Source organism: Streptomyces sp. MNU76 (assembly GCF_020982545.1).
Lineage (GTDB): Bacteria > Actinomycetota > Actinomycetes > Streptomycetales > Streptomycetaceae > Streptomyces.
The window spans coordinates 397,064-412,061 of sequence record NZ_JAJKLK010000006.1 but is presented as its reverse complement, the minus strand read 5'-3'; the positions used below and the strand labels follow the sequence as shown (position 1 = coordinate 412,061).

Below are 14,998 nucleotides of genomic sequence, written 5' to 3'. Positions count from 1 at the left end.
GCCTTCCGTGTCCTTCGTCTGGTCAACGCGGCCTCCGGTACTCGCTCACTCGCTCACTCGCCGAACCCCCTCCCAGAGATACGGCATCCGGTGCGCCCCGGAGACGTCCTGCTGGGCCGAACGGGCACCGGCGTCAGCACTTCTTGCCCTTGCAGGCCTCGCCCCGCGCGTTGGACAGCTTCACCAACAGCCCCTGCCCCTGGGAGGCGTTCCGCGGGGTGAGGACGTACGGCCCGGTGACCGGTCGCCTCGGCTTGAGGTAGCCCTCGGGGACGTCCGTCTCCACCAGGTGGTACGTGCCGGGCAGCAGCGAGCCGAAGGAGCAGCGGCCGGTGCGGGCGGTGGCGCAGTCGTTGACGAACCGGTCCTTCTTCGGGCCGCTGCGCTGCAGGCCGCGGACCCCGTTGGTGTCCTGCCACAGCTCGAACACCGCACCGGGCAGCGGCTTGCCGCTCTTCTTGTCGAGCTTCAGGAGCGTCAGCCGCACCGACTGTGTGATCCCGGCGTCGACCGTGTGGTTCACATGGCCGGGGTCGCCGACGCGCACCGTGGTCCGGCCGAAGGGGTCGACGTCGGAGTCGATCGCACGGTTCGAACCGGCGCCCTTGACCGTCCACTTGAGCAAGGCGCGGCTCGGCCGCCCCGGCAGCGTGCTGGTGTCGACGCCGCTGTGGTCGAAGGAGACCCGGTAGGTGGTGTTCGGCCGCAGCCCGCCCCGGTCCAGGCTGCCGACGTAGTACTCGCCGTTCGCGTCGGTGCGCGTGACGAGGTCGGGGCCGGGTGACGACGTCGGGCGGAGCGTCACCTTCACGCCCTTCACCGGCGGCTCGGACGGGTCCTGGACGCCGTCGCCGTCGGTGTCGAACCAGACGCGGTTGCCGACCTGGACGGGTGCCCGGTCGCAGATCAGCTCCAGGTCGGCGAGGCCGTTGCCCTCGCCGAACAGCATGGCGCGCTGCGCGGCGTCGGCGCTCCAGGTCCGCTGCACCAGCAGGTTGCCCTCGGTCTTGCCCCTGGTGGCGTTCCAGCGGCGTACGCCCTGCTCCCAGGGGTGCTCGTCGAACGGGGAGTGGACCGTGCTCCACAGCTTGTTCCGGTACGGCAGGAGGGCCGTGCCGCCCTGGGTGACCTGGTCCTCGTGGGTGTCCGCGAGCATGGTCGAGTCGGCGTAGAACTCGCCGTGGCCCGGCCCCTCGTCGTTGTTGGGGAGCGCGCCGTGGAGCGCGTCGCAGCGGGCGTTGTTCTCCAGCGTGTACGTCGTACCGGTCGCGCACACCCGCAGCACGTCACCGGCGGCGACGGCCCTGACCTTGGCGCTGACCCGGGGGGCGTTGAAGGGGTACGTCGCCGTGCCCTGCATGTCGGCGAACCGGTCGCGGAAGCCGAGGATCAGGTCGCCGTCGTCCGCGATCTCGATGTCGGACAGGATCGGCTGCGGCGCGGAGACGAAGGAGAGGCGGCCGGGGGTGGGGACGCGCTGGTTCCACGCCTCCCACATGGCGCTCAGCGGGGTGCCGACGCCGGAGGGCTTCGAGCAGCGGGGGGCGGTCGCGGGCGTACCGGTGAAGCGGTACGCGCAGCCGCGCGGGTAGTTCATCGCCGTTCGGAACAGCTCGCGGAACGAACCCCGGGTGAACTCGTAGACGTGCGAGGTGACCTGGGAGGGGTCGCCCCACGGGGCGGTCCTGGTGACCGTGTTCTCCGCGCCGCAGACCCCGCCGACGAGCACCCGGCCGCCGCGCACGCCGATGCCGTACGGGTGCCAGTGGCCGGCACACTCCTTGGGCCGGGGGATGACGTGCGAGCGGTAGGTGCCCGGGTAGACCCCGTCGCCGGTGCCGCGGATCGGCACCGCGTACAGCCGGGAGTCGTTGAGGCTGACCGCGTAGAGGGTCCGGCCGTCACCGGAGACGTCGACGTCGCCGATGCCCTCGCGGCCGACCCTGCTGTAGACCGGGTTGTCGCGCAGCCAGTCGTCGGCCTCGTCGTGCTCGGTCAGCAGGCCCGGCAGGGTGACGAAGGTGCTCACCCCGGAGGCGCTGTTGCGGCGGTAGATCGTGTTGGTCGCGCCCGCCGGTCCGTACGCGGCGTGCCGCTTGACCAGCGTGCCCATGTACGTGTTGCCGGTCCGGTCGTTGCCGATGCCGAACACGGCGCCCTGCTGCTGGTTGTTGGTGAGCCGGGTGACCGTGCCACCGGGGTGGGTGTCGGAGAAGTTCCCCGCGAACCGCACCAGGCCTGTGTGGGTGTCGGGGGCGTCGCCCTTCGTCAGGTTGCAGGTCACCAGGTCCGGGTTCTCCTGGCAGTAGACCCCCGGCTCCCAGAAGCCGGTCGTGTACGTCGTGTGCCGGCCCCCGGAGACATCCACGAAACCGACGTTGCTGCGCATGACGCCCGGTCCGTCGCCGAGGCCCGCGATCGCCGGCTGGAGGGTGCGGGAGTCGGGGTTGTAGGCCTGGACGCGATACTTGCCGCCGCGCAGCGGGGTGGCCGACGGCTGGAACCAGGCGATGCCGTACGCGTTGGTGGTGCGGGTCTCCACGGTGCCGTGGTCGTCGGTGAGCGTGACCCGCACACCGGCCCGGCCCTTCTCCGGACCGTGGTCGTACTTCCCGTCGGCGTCCAACTCGTCGACGACCCGTACGGTCACGTTGCCGTCGCCGGGCGCCCTGCCGTCCGCGGTGCCACTGGTGCCGGGGGCGGCGGGGACCGCCTCACCGGCCAGTCCGACCACCAGCGCCGCCGTGACGGCCAGGGCCAGACCCACACCCCCCGGTGTTCTTCGCTTCACGACGTCCCTCTTCTCCCTGAAGTCCTGCCGAGTCGACGGAGCCCGGTGCCCGAAGCCGACGCCTGCATTCATATGAAGTGCCAACCGCCACTAATCAGGCTGAACGGGGCATGGAGGGGGTGGGGTCGTCGGTCGCGATGCCGGACATGTGGAGATTCGGGGAGAGGGAGGGGCGAGGGAGGTGTCCCCGGACAGCCCGTGCGACCGCCGCCGCCCAAGGCTTTCACCCGAACAGCACACCCGAGGGGGCCTCACATGGCGTACTCACCGAATTACCGCTAGACGCTGCCGCTGCCGCTGGACGACTGGTGCCGCTCTGTCTGTGGGGGGACCGTCGCTGATGTTCCGGTGGCCGACCGCTCGGCTGCTGCGGCCCGCTGCTGCCTGCCGCCGTCCTGCCTGCCGCCCCGGTCGTCGGCTCTCCCGCCGCGGCGCAGCCGCCGCGCACCGCCCTGCCTGCGTGGCGACGGCCGGCCCGCCCGCGCGCCGGTCGCTGTCGACTCTCCTGCTGTGTGTGGGTCCGGGTCCGCTGCGGAGATACGGGCGCCCCACCGGTGGACGGCCGAGGGGTGGGCCCTCGATGGCTCCACCGCCGGTCGGTCTGCGGTCGGCAGCGACCCGGTCGGCTCTCTCCCGCCAGGGGGACAGGGACGGATGCGCCTCCGATCGTTTCTCCGCCGGCTATTACCCGGCCGGTTCCGTGACCGTCGTCGGCTCCGTGACCGTTGGCTCTGTGGCTGTCGGGTCCCCTGCCGTCAGGGCGTCGGGTGGCAGGTTCGGCAGGGGCTGTTCCGCCCAGATGACCTTGCCCTCGGGGAGGAAGCGGGTACCCCAGCGTTGGGTGAACTGGGAGATGAGGAACAGGCCGCGGCCGCCCTCGTCGGTGGTGCGCGGGTGGCGTAGGTGGGGCGCGGTGGCGCCGCCGTCGAACACCTCGCAGGTCAGCGTGCGTTCGAGGACGAGCCGCAACCGGATGGGCCCGGCGGCGTGCCGGATCGCGTTGGTGACCAGCTCGCTGACGATCAGCTCGGTGGTGAACGCCAGCTCGTCCAGCCCCCACGTCCCGAGCTGCCGCGAGGTGGTCTTGCGGGCCTCCGCGACCAGCGCCGGGTCGGCAGGCAGCTCCCACGACGCCACCCGGTGCGCGGGCAGCCGCCGGGTGCGGGCCAAGAGGAGGGCGACGTCGTCGGTCGGGCGGGCCGGGGCCAGAGTGTCCAGAACGCGCTGGGCGTGTCGCTCGAGGGAGGATTCCGGCCGGGCCAGGGCGCGGCACAGCGCCTCCCGGGAGGCCCCGGCGAGCAACCCGTCGGTGTGCAGGGCGATGACCGTGCCCTCGGGAAGGTCCAGCTCCAGCGCCTCGAAGGGCTGCTGGTCGACGCCGAGCGCGGGCCCGTCGGGAAGCTCGGGGAAGGTGACCGTGCCGTCGGGGTCGACCAGGGCCGGGGCGAACGGCCCGGCGGCGGCCATGGCGCACCTGCCGGACACCGGGTCGTGGACGACGTACAGACAGCGCGCGCCGACCGTCTGACCGCTGCCCCCGCCCGGCTCGGCCCCTTCCTGCCGCGCCGACTTCGCCACCATGTCGTCGAGATGGGCGAGCACCTCGTCCGGCGGCAGGTCGAGGTCGGCGAGGGTGCGTACGGCCGTACGGAGGCGGCCCATGGCGGCGGCGCCGTCGATGCCGTGGCCCGCGACCTCACCGACGACCAGGGCGACCCGCGCGCCGGAGAGCGGGATGACGTCGTACCAGTCGCCGCCGAGGCCGGTCAGCTCGTCGGCGGGCCGGTAGCGGACGGCGACCTCGGCCGCGTCCTGCTCGGGCAGTCGGCGCGGCAGCAGACTGCGCTGGAGCACGAGGGCGGCGTCGCGCTCGCGCGTGTACCGGCGTGCGTTGTCGACGCAGACGGCGGCCCGGCCGACCAGTTCCTCGGCGAGGCCCAGGTCGACGGCGTCGAAGGGGTCCAGCCGGTCGCGCCGGAAGAACGTGGTGATGCCGAGCGTGATGCCACGCGCCCGCACCGGGACGATCATCGCACTGTGCAGGCCGAGCGCCTTTACGGGCACCGCCCGGCCCTCCGGATCCGCCCTCGCCCACTCCGCCGACAAGGGGTCCAACCGCGGCTCGGACCACGAACGGCCGTCGACCAGGGCCCGCACCGGGGGCGATCCGGCGGCGTAGGAGGCGACCGCGCCGATCTCCAGGACGGCCTCCGGCACCCCGTCGTGCACGGACTGCTGGGCGATCCGCCGCAGCAGCACGGAACCGTCGCCGAGGGGGCCCGGCTCGGCGCCGCGCAGCACCGAGTCCAGCAGGTCGACGGTCACGAAGTCGGCGAGCGCCGGCACGACCACGTCCGCCAGCTCCTGCGCGGTCCGCCGTACGTCGAGGGTGCGGCCGATGTGCTCACCGGCACGGTCCAGCAGGGCGAGCCGGGTGCGGGCGCGGTGCCGCTCCGACACGTCGACCACCGTGTAGTACACGCCGATGGGCCGGCCGTGGTCGTCCTCCAGACGAGTGAACGACATCGCGTGCGCGGTCTCGCGGTACGGAGCGGACCGCACCCGGCCCACGTGCTCGTAGTCCAGCACCGGGACGCCCGACTCCAGCACCTTCCGCATCTGCGCCTCGATGCGCTCGGCGTCGAGCCCCGGCTGCACCTCGGCGAGCCGCAGCCCCACCCTCTCGTGCGCCCGGCCGCCGCCGAACCGCTCCAGCGCCGCGTTCGACCACACGAACCGCAGCTCCGTGTCGACGATCGCTATCCCGACCGGCGACCACGCGGTCATCCGCTCCAGCACGGTCCGGCTCATGTCCCAGCCGGGCGCCTGCGTGGCATCGGACACGAGAGCGACCCAGTGGGCGGGCTTGAGGGGTCGGTGGAGGGAGGGAAGGGGTGACGGCGTGGGGCGGACGGTGCTGGTGCTGGTGCTGGTGCTGGTGCTGGTGCTGGTGCTGGTGCGGGGGCAGGGGCAGGGGCGGGTGCGGCGGCGAGGCCGCGACGGTGAGAAGGGCAGACGTCCGGACGGCGAGGGCGAGAGTGAGGACGACGCGACGGCGAGGACGACGGCGACGGCGAGGACGAGGGCGAGGGCGAGGACGACGGCGACGGCGGCTGCGGAGGGGAATCGGGGCCAGGACGGCACGGTCCGCCGCGCGGCGGACCGCGCGCCGGCGACCACGCCGCCCGCGCCTTGAGCCGGCGCCCGCCCGGTGGGGCCGCGTCGGTCCGGGCGCGCCCTGCGCCGCCGTCGGCGCCGCGGTCCGGGGCGGAGCGGGCTTGGGCGGGTGCGGGTTCCGCCGGGCGGGCCCCGCTCACCGCGGGACCCCGCTCACCGCGGGACCCCCGCTCACCGCGGGACCCCCGCTCACCGCGGGACCGCCGCGCTCCGCCTCACCCGGCACAGGTGGCTGTGCTGCCTCACGGGTGGGGACGACGCGGACCATCACCTTGACGGTGTGGCCGTCGCGGTGGCGGGCCGTGAGGATGCCGGACCAGCCGCCGAGCGCGCGATGGGTTTCGGCCAGCGGGCCGATGCGTTCGCCGTCCTCGTCGGCCAGGAGCGTACGGACGCTGCGGCCCAGGATCTCGGCCGCGGTATACCCGAAGAGGCGCTCGGCGTCCCGGGTCCAGCTCGTCACGAACCCGTCCGCGTCGATCAGCAACGGCGCGGCGTCGGCCACGTCGAAGCGCTGACGGGAAACGGCACTGCCCCTGTCGGTCCCCACGGCGACCCTCTCTGTCGCTGAGACGCCCTCAGGCCCCATTATTCACCTTGTGTGATCGCAGGCAGGCCAACTTGTGACGGCGCATATCGCACGACCGCACGCCACGGCGCACGGACCGGCACACACAAGCCCGCACGGGACCCCGTCGAGCCCCCGAGCGGACAGCCGACCACCCCGCCCAAGACCCTCCCAGTCCCCGGGCACGTTCACGGCCGTACGGGATCGGTCACTATCGGGCGCTACGGGGACGAAGTCGCGCACCCGACCGTCCCGGAGTCGCCCGCACGACCGCCCCGCCCCCGACCCCCGGTGCAGCCGTACGCCGGTATCGCGCTCCCGTACGCCCTCTGAGCTCCCCCGTACAGAAACGACCGCCCCCTCCGCGAGAGGCGTGCGAAGGGGGCGTGCGAAGGGGGGCGGTCGACGGCCGATTCGGGCCACCTCGGGCCTCAGCAGTCGCGGAACTCCGGAGACTGGTTGAGGATCTGCGACCGCAGCGACGTGAAGCGGGTGTACGTCTCGCCGCCGCGTGCCTCCGTCGGGAAGACCGCCACCCGGTGGCAGTTCTGGAAGGCGAGCGCCACCCCGAAGTGCCGCTCCAGGCTCCCCCGGATCGCGTCGCTGGACAGCGCCCGCAGCAGCTGGCCCCGCTCCTTCTCCGACGGCGGCGGAGTCCGGTTGTCGGCGAACGGCGCGGCTCCCGCCCGCAGCTCACCGACGAGCGAGGCGATGAGCTCGTAGGCGTACGGCAGCGACGTACGCACCGTTTCCACGAACTCCTCCTCCCGCACCTCGCCCTTCTCGGCATCGGCGAGCAGCTGCGGGGAGACGTCGAGCGACATGGGTGTTCCTGTTCTGATCAGACGGAGACTAGAAAGTGACTACGGAGGGGGTGGCGGCCCCGGCGGCGGCCTGCGCCTGCGGTCCGTGGTGGAACCCGGGGTCCACCTGGGCGGCCAGGTCGTGCCCGGTGGCGTCGTTGGCCCAGGCGGCGGCGTTGCGGAGGTGGAACTCGACGGCGTGGCGCTGGAAGGTGACCCAGTCCTTCGTGCGGGCGTCGACAGCGTCCTTCAGCAGGGTCAGCGCGTGCAGGTTGTGCGCCTCCAACTCGCCCTGCTCCCGCCCCTGTTCCTGAGCGCGGACGTACGACGACTGCACGCAGTACGCCAACAGGTCCTCGCCCACGTGCTCCTTGAGGAAGAGCAGGTCGTCCTCGCCGGTGACCTTGTTGCCGACGACCGCGATCGGGATGCCGAACTCGGCGGCGTGCTCCCGGTACTGCCGGTACACGGAGACGCTCTTCCGGGTCGGCTCCGCGACCAGGAAGGTCATGTCGAACCGGGTGAAGAGCCCGGAGGCGAACGCGTCGGCGCCGGCGGTCATGTCGACGACGACGTACTCGCCGGGCCCGTCGACGAGGTGGTTGAGATACAGCTCCACCGCGCCGAGCTTGGAGTGGTAGCAGGCCACCCCGAGGTCGCTCTCGTCGAAGGCGCCGGTGACCATGAGCGGCACGTCGCCCACGCGCTCGACATGCCGGTGGTGCAGGTCGTCGTCGCCGAGGAGTCGCAGCAGGCGTGAGCCGCGACCCGGCGGTGTCGTCTTGACCATCGCCTCCCGGGAGACGATCCGCGGGTTGCTGCCGCGCAGCAGGTCCTTGATCTCGCCGGTGCGCGAACTGAGCGGCGGGGCGCCGAACTCCGCGTCCTCGTCGAGGCCGAGGGCGTGCGCGAGGTGCTGGTTGATGTCACCGTCGATCGCCACCAGCGGGGCGCCCGTCCGGGCGAGGTGCCGGGCGAAGAGCGCGGAGAGCGTCGTCTTGCCGCTGCCGCCCTTGCCTACGAAGGCCACACGCATGGACCGTCACCCCGCTCGCTCTCGGCGGCACCCTTGACGCCGATAATGAAAATGGATGTCATGAACGTAGATTCGGGAGCGACGGTCGGCTTGTCAAATCCGCCCTCGATCAACTCGCTTGTGCACGTAAGCGAGTTGGTGAACCTCTTGCGGTGGGCCCCGGTCCTTGGGTCCCGTGTGGGGACCTCATGGTGTCTCGATGGATTCCCGGTGATGTCCCGATGGTTTCCCGAAGGAATCGATTCCCTTTGTGTCCCATATGCGCCCACGCGCGGTGCGGGCGTGCCTGACGAACCGTCGAAGTCCCTGCCCGGGCGGCGTTTGCCGAGGTTGACAGCCCCTACCCCTTGGTAAACGATGTCCCCACCCTGTGGCTCAAGCGACCCCTGAGCCCGGTGTTTTCTTCGACCACTCACCCCCCGGCGCGGCCTTCGGCTGCCCTCGTGCCGCCATGCTGCCGCCGCGCCCAGGGGTCTCGTACGCAACGACGTTCAGAGTTCGAGAATGGGATCCGCATGTCCATAGTGAGACGTGTCATCGTGAGCCGCCTGGTGGGGACGGGCATCGCCGCTCTTGCGCTGAGCGCGGCGGTCTCGGCTCCGGCCTTCGCCACCGGCACACCCGGCGGAGAAGGCTGGGGCAAGAAGAGCTACGCCCCCGGCCAGGGCGCGGGCACGGCCACCGAGACCGACCGCTGCGAGTTCTCGCTGGACGGCGTGACGTTCACCGACTGGGTCAAGCTCGACGACCAGAACCTCAAGCCCAGCGAGGACGGCAAGGTCCACCTCAAGGTCCGCACCGCCTCCGACGCCACGACCTGCACGGTCTCCCTCGCGTCCTACCTCGCCCACGGCCCGACCTTCGCCACCTCCGGCGAGCAGGTCTTCGTCGACTTCGACACGGTCACGGTCAAGCGCGGCACCACGGACTCCCTCGACATCGCCGTCCCCGACGCGGGCTGCTACGCCCAGATCGACCTCTACCGGGGGGCCGTGAAGTTCGACGGCAAGCTCGACGCGAAGGACGGTTTCGAGCACGGCGACGTGCCCAAGGGCCCCGACCGCCCCGTCATCAAGGACAAGCTGATCGCGGCCTGGAACGGCGGCACGAAGGACTGCACGACGGAGGAGCAGCCGCCGGCCGAGGAGAACCCCCCGGCGGAGGAGCAGCCCCGGCCGAGGAGCAGCCGCCCGCCGAGGAGAACCCCCGGCCGAGGAGCAGCCCCGGCCTCCACCCCGCCCGCGGACGAGAAGCCGCCCGCCGACGACACCCCGAAGACCGAGTCGTCCCCTTCCCCTCCGACTCCACCCCGGCCGCCCCCACCCCGAACGGCGGTGAGCCCGGCGACCTCGCCGAGACGGGCGGCGGCAACGCCATCCCGATCGCCGTCGGCGCGGCGGCTCTGGTGGCCGCGGGCGGCGCGATCTTCGTCGTGACCCGCCGCAGGGGCGCGGGCGGCACGGGCGCGTGACGCGGCGCGAAGACGCTTGAATCTCTGCGGCGTCCGGCCTCTCCTCAGGCCGGGCGCCGCAGAGGTGTGCCCGGGTGAGGTGTCAGCGCTTGTCGCCGTAGTCCCCGGTGGCCTCGGCCTCCCGGGCGCCGCTGTCGGCTGCCGGGGCGGCGGCCCCGCGAAAACGGTCCAGTAGGGCCCCGGCCCCCAGCGAGTCGCCCACGCCCGGTGCGGGCACGGACACGGGGGCGAACACCCCGGCCCCGAACGGTGATCTCGCCGAGACCGGCGCGTCGAGCAGCGCTCCCGTGCTCGCGGGTGCCGGTCTCGCGGTCGCGGCCGTCGGTGCCGCCGCGGTCTACTTCGCGCGCAGGCGCCGTGCGAGCGAGGAGGGCTGACGCTCAGCCAGTAGACCCCCTCAAGCAGAGCAGGCCGCCCGCAGTGCCACGGGCGGCCTGCTCTGCTTGGCTACGGACGGCCGGGGTGCAGCTCCCCAGCCACCCCGGTAACCGTGCCCCCGCGAATCCGCGGACGCGGAGCGTCAGTTGCTGACGGAGGAGGACCGCGCCGGCCGGCGAGGCGTTGCCCGAGTGCCTTGCGGGCTTGCGGGCTTCCTGGACGCTCGAAGAGGGTGACGTCCTGTCGGTACGAGGATGCGACTCGGCTTCCCCCGCTCACCTGTCAGCGCGATCGCCCCCTTCGCCGAGGCCGCCTACTTGAGGGGTGTACCACCCGAGTTGTGATACGCGATCGTCTTGCGGATCAGGTTTCCGCCGTCGGACTCGACCGTGGTCTGTTCCCGCTGCCCCGGACCGAAGAACAGGCCGGAGACATGGGCGTTCGCGACCTGGTCCATTTGAGCGTCTGTGCCGCCCGAGCCGACGTCGGCGATCACCTGAAGCCCCGTCCTACTGCCCTGTCAGTCTCACTTCACAGTCCAGTGTCTGTGCGAACTCGCGACCGCCCTGCCGATAGACGAACCTGCAGTGGCGGGCGCCCTGGTCGGGAAGGGCGGTGATCTTCAGTCTTGCCAGGTAGTAGATGTCGCTCGACGTGTGGGGAGCTACCTTCACGGGCTTGCCGGAGTGGTCGTGCAGCGCAGCGAACCGTGGAGTCCATTTCTCGCCCTCCTTCACCAGCAGGGCCAGCCCTTCGGTTTCCTCAAGGCTGTAGGCGCCGTATTGCAGGACTTCCATCCCTTCGGGCACCTGCACGATGGATGCCCCGGTGATGTCGATCGGCTCGGCGGATCTGTTGGTGGGTACGGGGAGCGCGAACCACCATGTTTCCCCGACCTTGACGTTCTCGCTTCCCACGATCCCGTTCGCCTGGGCGCCACCCTCCAACGCGTTCCCTTGATGCAGCCGTTGCTCCGGCGCGGAACATACCGAGATGAGGAGTACGGTCGCCGCTGTGAGGGCGACTCTCCTGGCAGCGGAATACGCCGCGCTTGTTCTGTCCGGAACCATTCTTTCCCCAATGTGTTGCCGGCCATGGATTCTTGATCCCGGCCATGGAGCGTTGCAAGCGCCCGGGAACGGCTTCGCCGTGCCGGCGAATGAGCATCCGGCTGCGTCTCTACGTATCCCCTGACGAGTGCACTCGGTACGGAGAACGCGGACGGAGATCCTGGCATGGTGAGGAAGCTGTCGCGGGGTGGTGTGTTGGCTCTGGGCCTGGCTGTCCTGCCTCTGGTGGCGGCGTGCAGTGGGGGTGGAGGTGACAAGGCGTCCGGCAAGGGGAGTGAGAAGTCCAGTCCGGTCGCCGCGGTCGTCGCGCCCGCCAAGGTCGAGGTGATCGCCGAGCTCACCGGGTGCGAGGTGAAGATCCGGACCGAGGCGGAGGAGTTGCGCGAGGGGGTGTGCCAGACCGGGGACGGGGACTACCTCATCACCACCTTTCCCAAGGACGAGTTGAAGGAAGTCTGGCTGGAGTCCGCCTCGATGTACGGCGGGAAGTACCTGGTCGGGCCGCGCTGGGCCGTCTCCGCGAAGCCGGACGTGCTCAAGAAGCTGAAGGTCAAGGTGGGCGGCACGATCCGGGACCTGAGTCAGCCGAGTGCGTCGTAGCCGCTGAGGTCGTACGCCGCCTCGTCGTCGATCGCGTTCTTCTCCCAGTCGATGGTGATGGGGAGGGGACGGCCGTCCGCCGCGTACGAGACGTCGACGGTGTCGGCGCCGTCCTCGCGTGCCGCCTCCGCCTCCCGCAACAGGGCCCCGATGGTGGGGATGTGGTGCGGTGACCGGTCCACCACGTGTCGGCCGCTGTCGTCGAGACCGACGGCCTTCACGACCTTCCCGTCCCGACCGTCACCTTGAACGTCCCGATCAGCGGCCGCTCGCCCTGCGTCGACCTCAGCGTGTAGGTGTAGGAGGGCGGTTCCTTCCAGGTGGGTGGCGAAGCCTTCAGGACGGTGGGCTCCTGCTGGCACCCGGAGATCGCCCACATCAACGCCCCCGCCACCGCCAAGGTGGACCGGGCGCGGATGCGTAGTCGCACGGCGGTGGTCGTCGGCATGGTGGGGGTCCCCCGGAGCGCGGCTGAAGACGGTCACCACTGGGACGCCGGACAGGGTGACAACGTTCGGGGGCAGGGAGACGACAGGGCGCCGATGCCGAGTCGAGTGAGCCGGGCCGAGCCGACGCGTTTCCGGCCGTCGTTGCCAGGAGGCTCCGTCCGGGAGCGCCCGACAGGCAGGATGGCCCCATGACGAAGTCGTCCGTACCGTCCGCCCGAAGTTCCTGCTGCTGCTGCTCCTCCGGTTCGGTGCTGTCGTTGTGGTCGAAGGACTCCGTGCTGTCGATCGGGTCCGTCGGGTCCGTGCTCTCGGTCGGGTCCGTCGGTTCGGCTCTGTCGATCGGTTCCATCGGGAGCGCCCTGTCCGTCGGCTCGATCGGGTCGTCCCTGTCGCTGATCTCGACCGGGTCCTGGCTGAGTACGGGGTCCCTGTTCTCCGCACAGTCCCGGTGGTCGGTGCTGTCGTGGCGGTCCAGCGGGGGCTTCATGACTGCGGGAGCGGTGGGCGCAGGGGTGGTGGGGTTGGCGGCCGGAGGAGCTCTGTTGCTGGGCCGGCAACGGCACAAGGCCTAGCGGGAGACCGCCACGAGGGGTCCTGGCTCGGATGGTATCGCCAGCGTTGGTATCGGCGGCGATACCAACGCCGCCGATACCGTTCCGCCCTGTGCAGGTGCCGTGGGCGGATCTCCGTACAACGCGATGAGCCCCGCTTCACTGGAGTGAAGCGGGGCTCATTCTCTGGAGCGCCGGGCAGGCCTTGCACCTGCATTTCCCCGCAGGAAGCGGGGCGTCTTTCCTTGGACCACCAACGCATCGAGTGCTACCGGGAGTTCGTCTTTCCGGTGAGCGGCTCGAGATCAACTATAGCGGATCTTCGGGGGCGTTGCATCTCGCGTCCCGGCGGGGCAGGCCCAGTGCGCCTGGGCGGCGTACTCCACGCGAAGGTACTCGGCGTTCCGTCCGCCGAAGGCCTCGCGGAGGATCGGTTCGGCGGTGCCGGGGTCGTCCACGCCGATGTGGACGCCCCGGTGCCGTCCAGGCCGACGACGCGTACGAGCACGTGCGCCTCGGCGGGCTGAAAGGCGACAAGGGGGACCAGAACCACCCCGTGCCCGGGGACGTCGACCCGGGGGACTTCACCAGCGTCAGCATCTGGTGCGACCGCTTCGACGTGTCGTTCGGGGCGGCCGAGCCGGTCCGGAGCGGGTGAGGCTCCGGACCGGCTGGAGGCCACGAGCGCCGGGTGTCAGTAGCCCACCCGGAACGTCGCGTCCGCCCGCTCCGTCGCCGTCGAGACCGGGTCGATGCGGAGCAGGTAGCCGCTGTGGCGGAGGTAGCGGGTCGGGTTGTTGTACGAGCGGAACGAGGACCACGTCGAGTCGGCGAGGCCGGCGACGCGGGTGAACGTGGCGTCCGCGGCGAATGTCGACGTGCCGTCGTTCGCGTCCAGGCGGAGCGCGTAGTTGTAGTGGCGCAGGTAGCGGGTCGGGTGGTTCACCGACTGGAAGGAGACCGCCGAGGAGTCCGCCAGGCCGGGGACCAGCCTCCACTGGGAGTCGGGGAAGGGGTCGAAGGGGTACTCGTCGATCCGGCCCACGTAATCGCTGTGGCGGACGTAGCGGGCAGGGTAGTTGTACGACTTGAGGCGGTTCCACGTCGGGGCGCCCCACCTGGCCAGCAGGTTGCTGTATTCCGTCGACGTGATCGGGTGGATGCCGCAGTGCTTGGAGTTGAGCGGCTGGGTGTGGAGCTTCTGGTCGAGGGCGGTCCAGGTGCCGGAGGCGAGGTCGCTCGACTGCCAGACGTAGAAGACGCCGTTGGGGGTGTAGGTGTCGCCCCACAGGTACCAGGCGGAGGACGTCAGGGATTTCACGACCGTGGGGGCCTCGGTGCCGCCGTGCGCGACAGGCGTGCTGAACGGTGTGAAGCTGCCCGGGGCGAGGGACGTCGACCGTGCGCCGACCAGTTGCTGGTTGCGCTTGTAGTAGAGGTAGTTGACGCCGTTGACGCCGATGGTGAGGTTGCCGTCGATGATGTCGTAGCCGGGGTCGAAGAAGACCTGGGGGTTCGTCGACGTGACGAAGTCGGTGGTGTAGCTGACCATGATCACGTTGTGGCCGCTGCTGTTCACCGAGGAGTAGAGGATGCCGTACTGGCCGCGCGAGGCGTCCCAGTAGGCCTCCGGCGCCCAGCTGTGGGTGTTGGTCATGTCGTGGAGCTTCAGCCGCCGGTAGCCGGTGAAGGTCCGCAGGTCGGTGGAGTCCCAGACGTGGATGTACGTGCTGTTGTAGTTCCAGTCCGTGCCCTTGAGGTCGGTCGCGAGGACGACGAACGTACCGTCCCGCTTGCGCATCAGGAACGGGTCGCGCAGGCCGCCCGCGCCCTGGGTCGGGGTGACCAGGGGGGCGTTCTGGTTCAGCGGGGTCCAGTTCAGGCCGTCCTGGCTGACGGCCAGGTGGAGACCGTAGTCGGCCTCCAGCATGGTGGTGGACTCGGTGAAGTAGACCATCGCGTACGCGGAGTCGGCGGCGTGGGCGGTGCCGGCGCCGAGGGTGAGCACGCCCGTCGCGGCGAGCGGTACGGCCGCCGCGGTGCCCAGGAACATGCGGCGGGACAGGCCGGGTCCGCTGGTCATGCCGCTCATGTCCCTTCTGTC

13 protein-coding genes and 3 pseudogenes are annotated in these 14,998 nt (G+C 71.1%); 5 read left to right on the top strand and 11 right to left on the bottom strand.

Translation table 11 applies throughout. The features are described 5' to 3' along the window. Nucleotides 1-133: 133 nt before the first annotated feature. The 5 genes from E4N62_RS17115 to E4N62_RS17090 all read right to left on the bottom strand — a co-directional run bounded on the left by E4N62_RS17115 (nucleotide 134) and on the right by E4N62_RS17090 (nucleotide 8,375). Nucleotides 134-2,791, bottom strand: a complete 2,658-nt coding sequence (locus E4N62_RS17115; protein ID WP_230215397.1) for an SdrD B-like domain-containing protein — start codon at nucleotides 2,789-2,791, stop codon at nucleotides 134-136. Nucleotides 2,792-3,475: 684 nt separating this feature from the next. Then, entirely contained in the window at nucleotides 3,476-5,971 is a 2,496-nt protein-coding gene (locus E4N62_RS17110; protein ID WP_374117004.1) for a SpoIIE family protein phosphatase, read from the bottom strand. Between the two features lie 133 nt (nucleotides 5,972-6,104). Next, entirely contained in the window at nucleotides 6,105-6,518 is a 414-nt protein-coding gene (locus tag E4N62_RS17100; protein WP_230215395.1) for a PAS domain S-box protein, read from the bottom strand. 449 nt (nucleotides 6,519-6,967) lie between these two features. Beyond that, on the bottom strand, nucleotides 6,968-7,360 hold the full coding sequence (locus E4N62_RS17095) for an SCO5389 family protein (RefSeq protein ID WP_230215394.1): 393 nt from the start codon (nucleotides 7,358-7,360) through the stop codon (nucleotides 6,968-6,970). Between the two features lie 28 nt (nucleotides 7,361-7,388). Next, the gene (locus tag E4N62_RS17090; protein WP_230215393.1) at nucleotides 7,389-8,375 is read right to left on the bottom strand and encodes an ATP-binding protein; all 987 of its coding nucleotides are present in this window, start codon (nucleotides 8,373-8,375) and stop codon (nucleotides 7,389-7,391) included. A 515-nt stretch (nucleotides 8,376-8,890) separates the two neighbouring features. Between E4N62_RS17090 and E4N62_RS17085 the strand changes: the two are divergent. Continuing rightward, nucleotides 8,891-9,846, top strand: a pseudogene (locus E4N62_RS17085) (LAETG motif-containing sortase-dependent surface protein). A gap of 82 nt (nucleotides 9,847-9,928) precedes the next feature. On the opposite strand, the gene E4N62_RS48715 reads toward E4N62_RS17085, so the two are convergent. Beyond that, nucleotides 9,929-10,069: a hypothetical protein gene (locus tag E4N62_RS48715; protein ID WP_230215392.1), complete on the bottom strand. Its 141-nt coding sequence runs from the start codon at nucleotides 10,067-10,069 to the stop codon at nucleotides 9,929-9,931. Between the two features lie 40 nt (nucleotides 10,070-10,109). Between E4N62_RS48715 and E4N62_RS48710 the strand changes: the two are divergent. Beyond that, nucleotides 10,110-10,223, top strand: a pseudogene (locus tag E4N62_RS48710) (LAETG motif-containing sortase-dependent surface protein); the annotation flags it as partial. A 314-nt stretch (nucleotides 10,224-10,537) separates the two neighbouring features. Here E4N62_RS48710 and E4N62_RS17070 read toward each other — a convergent pair. Together E4N62_RS17070 and E4N62_RS17065 are read right to left on the bottom strand one after the other, a co-directional pair. Continuing rightward, nucleotides 10,538-10,720, bottom strand: coding sequence for a hypothetical protein (locus tag E4N62_RS17070; RefSeq protein WP_230215388.1), 183 nt, complete (start codon nucleotides 10,718-10,720; stop codon nucleotides 10,538-10,540). Nucleotides 10,721-10,733: 13 nt separating this feature from the next. After that, nucleotides 10,734-11,141 (bottom strand): hypothetical protein, encoded by a 408-nt coding sequence (locus E4N62_RS17065; protein WP_230215386.1) that lies wholly within the window; start codon nucleotides 11,139-11,141, stop codon nucleotides 10,734-10,736. A 318-nt stretch (nucleotides 11,142-11,459) separates the two neighbouring features. Here E4N62_RS17065 and E4N62_RS17060 point away from each other — a divergent pair, with 318 nt between their 5' ends. After that, nucleotides 11,460-11,894 carry a hypothetical protein gene (locus tag E4N62_RS17060; RefSeq protein ID WP_230215384.1) on the top strand — a complete coding sequence of 145 codons (435 nt, stop codon included), beginning with the start codon at nucleotides 11,460-11,462 and terminating at the stop codon, nucleotides 11,892-11,894. On the opposite strand, the gene E4N62_RS17055 is transcribed toward E4N62_RS17060, so the two are convergent. Together E4N62_RS17055 and E4N62_RS17050 are read right to left on the bottom strand one after the other, a co-directional pair. Beyond that, entirely contained in the window at nucleotides 11,876-12,115 is a 240-nt protein-coding gene (locus E4N62_RS17055; protein ID WP_230215382.1) for a DUF6174 domain-containing protein, read from the bottom strand. The two genes, E4N62_RS17060 and E4N62_RS17055, sit on opposite strands and share 19 nt — an antisense overlap. Then, nucleotides 12,112-12,342: a hypothetical protein gene (locus E4N62_RS17050; protein ID WP_230215381.1), complete on the bottom strand. Its 231-nt coding sequence runs from the start codon at nucleotides 12,340-12,342 to the stop codon at nucleotides 12,112-12,114. The genes E4N62_RS17055 and E4N62_RS17050 overlap by 4 nt, the downstream gene beginning before the upstream one ends. Before the next feature lie 189 nt (nucleotides 12,343-12,531). Here E4N62_RS17050 and E4N62_RS17045 point away from each other — a divergent pair, with 189 nt between their 5' ends. Next, nucleotides 12,532-12,915, top strand: coding sequence for a hypothetical protein (locus tag E4N62_RS17045; RefSeq protein WP_230215380.1), 384 nt, complete (start codon nucleotides 12,532-12,534; stop codon nucleotides 12,913-12,915). 433 nt (nucleotides 12,916-13,348) lie between these two features. Beyond that, nucleotides 13,349-13,552: pseudogene (locus tag E4N62_RS17040) on the top strand (DM13 domain-containing protein); the annotation flags it as partial. A gap of 36 nt (nucleotides 13,553-13,588) precedes the next feature. Here the strand turns inward: E4N62_RS17040 and E4N62_RS17035 are convergent. Continuing rightward, on the bottom strand, nucleotides 13,589-14,977 hold the full coding sequence (locus tag E4N62_RS17035; RefSeq protein WP_230215379.1) for a glycoside hydrolase family 43 protein: 1,389 nt from the start codon (nucleotides 14,975-14,977) through the stop codon (nucleotides 13,589-13,591). Nucleotides 14,978-14,998 lie beyond the last annotated feature (21 nt).

Coding starts and splice junctions, on each gene's coding strand:
- E4N62_RS17095 (WP_230215394.1), bottom strand. CDS start 7,360: ATGTCGCTCGACGTCTCCCCGCAGCTGCTCGCCGATGCCGAGAAGGGC.
- E4N62_RS17090 (WP_230215393.1), bottom strand. CDS start 8,375: ATGCGTGTGGCCTTCGTAGGCAAGGGCGGCAGCGGCAAGACGACGCTC.
- E4N62_RS17060 (WP_230215384.1), top strand. CDS start 11,460: ATGGTGAGGAAGCTGTCGCGGGGTGGTGTGTTGGCTCTGGGCCTGGCT.
- E4N62_RS17050 (WP_230215381.1), bottom strand. CDS start 12,342: ATGCCGACGACCACCGCCGTGCGACTACGCATCCGCGCCCGGTCCACC.
- E4N62_RS17045 (WP_230215380.1), top strand. CDS start 12,532: ATGACGAAGTCGTCCGTACCGTCCGCCCGAAGTTCCTGCTGCTGCTGC.
- E4N62_RS17035 (WP_230215379.1), bottom strand. CDS start 14,977: ATGACCAGCGGACCCGGCCTGTCCCGCCGCATGTTCCTGGGCACCGCG.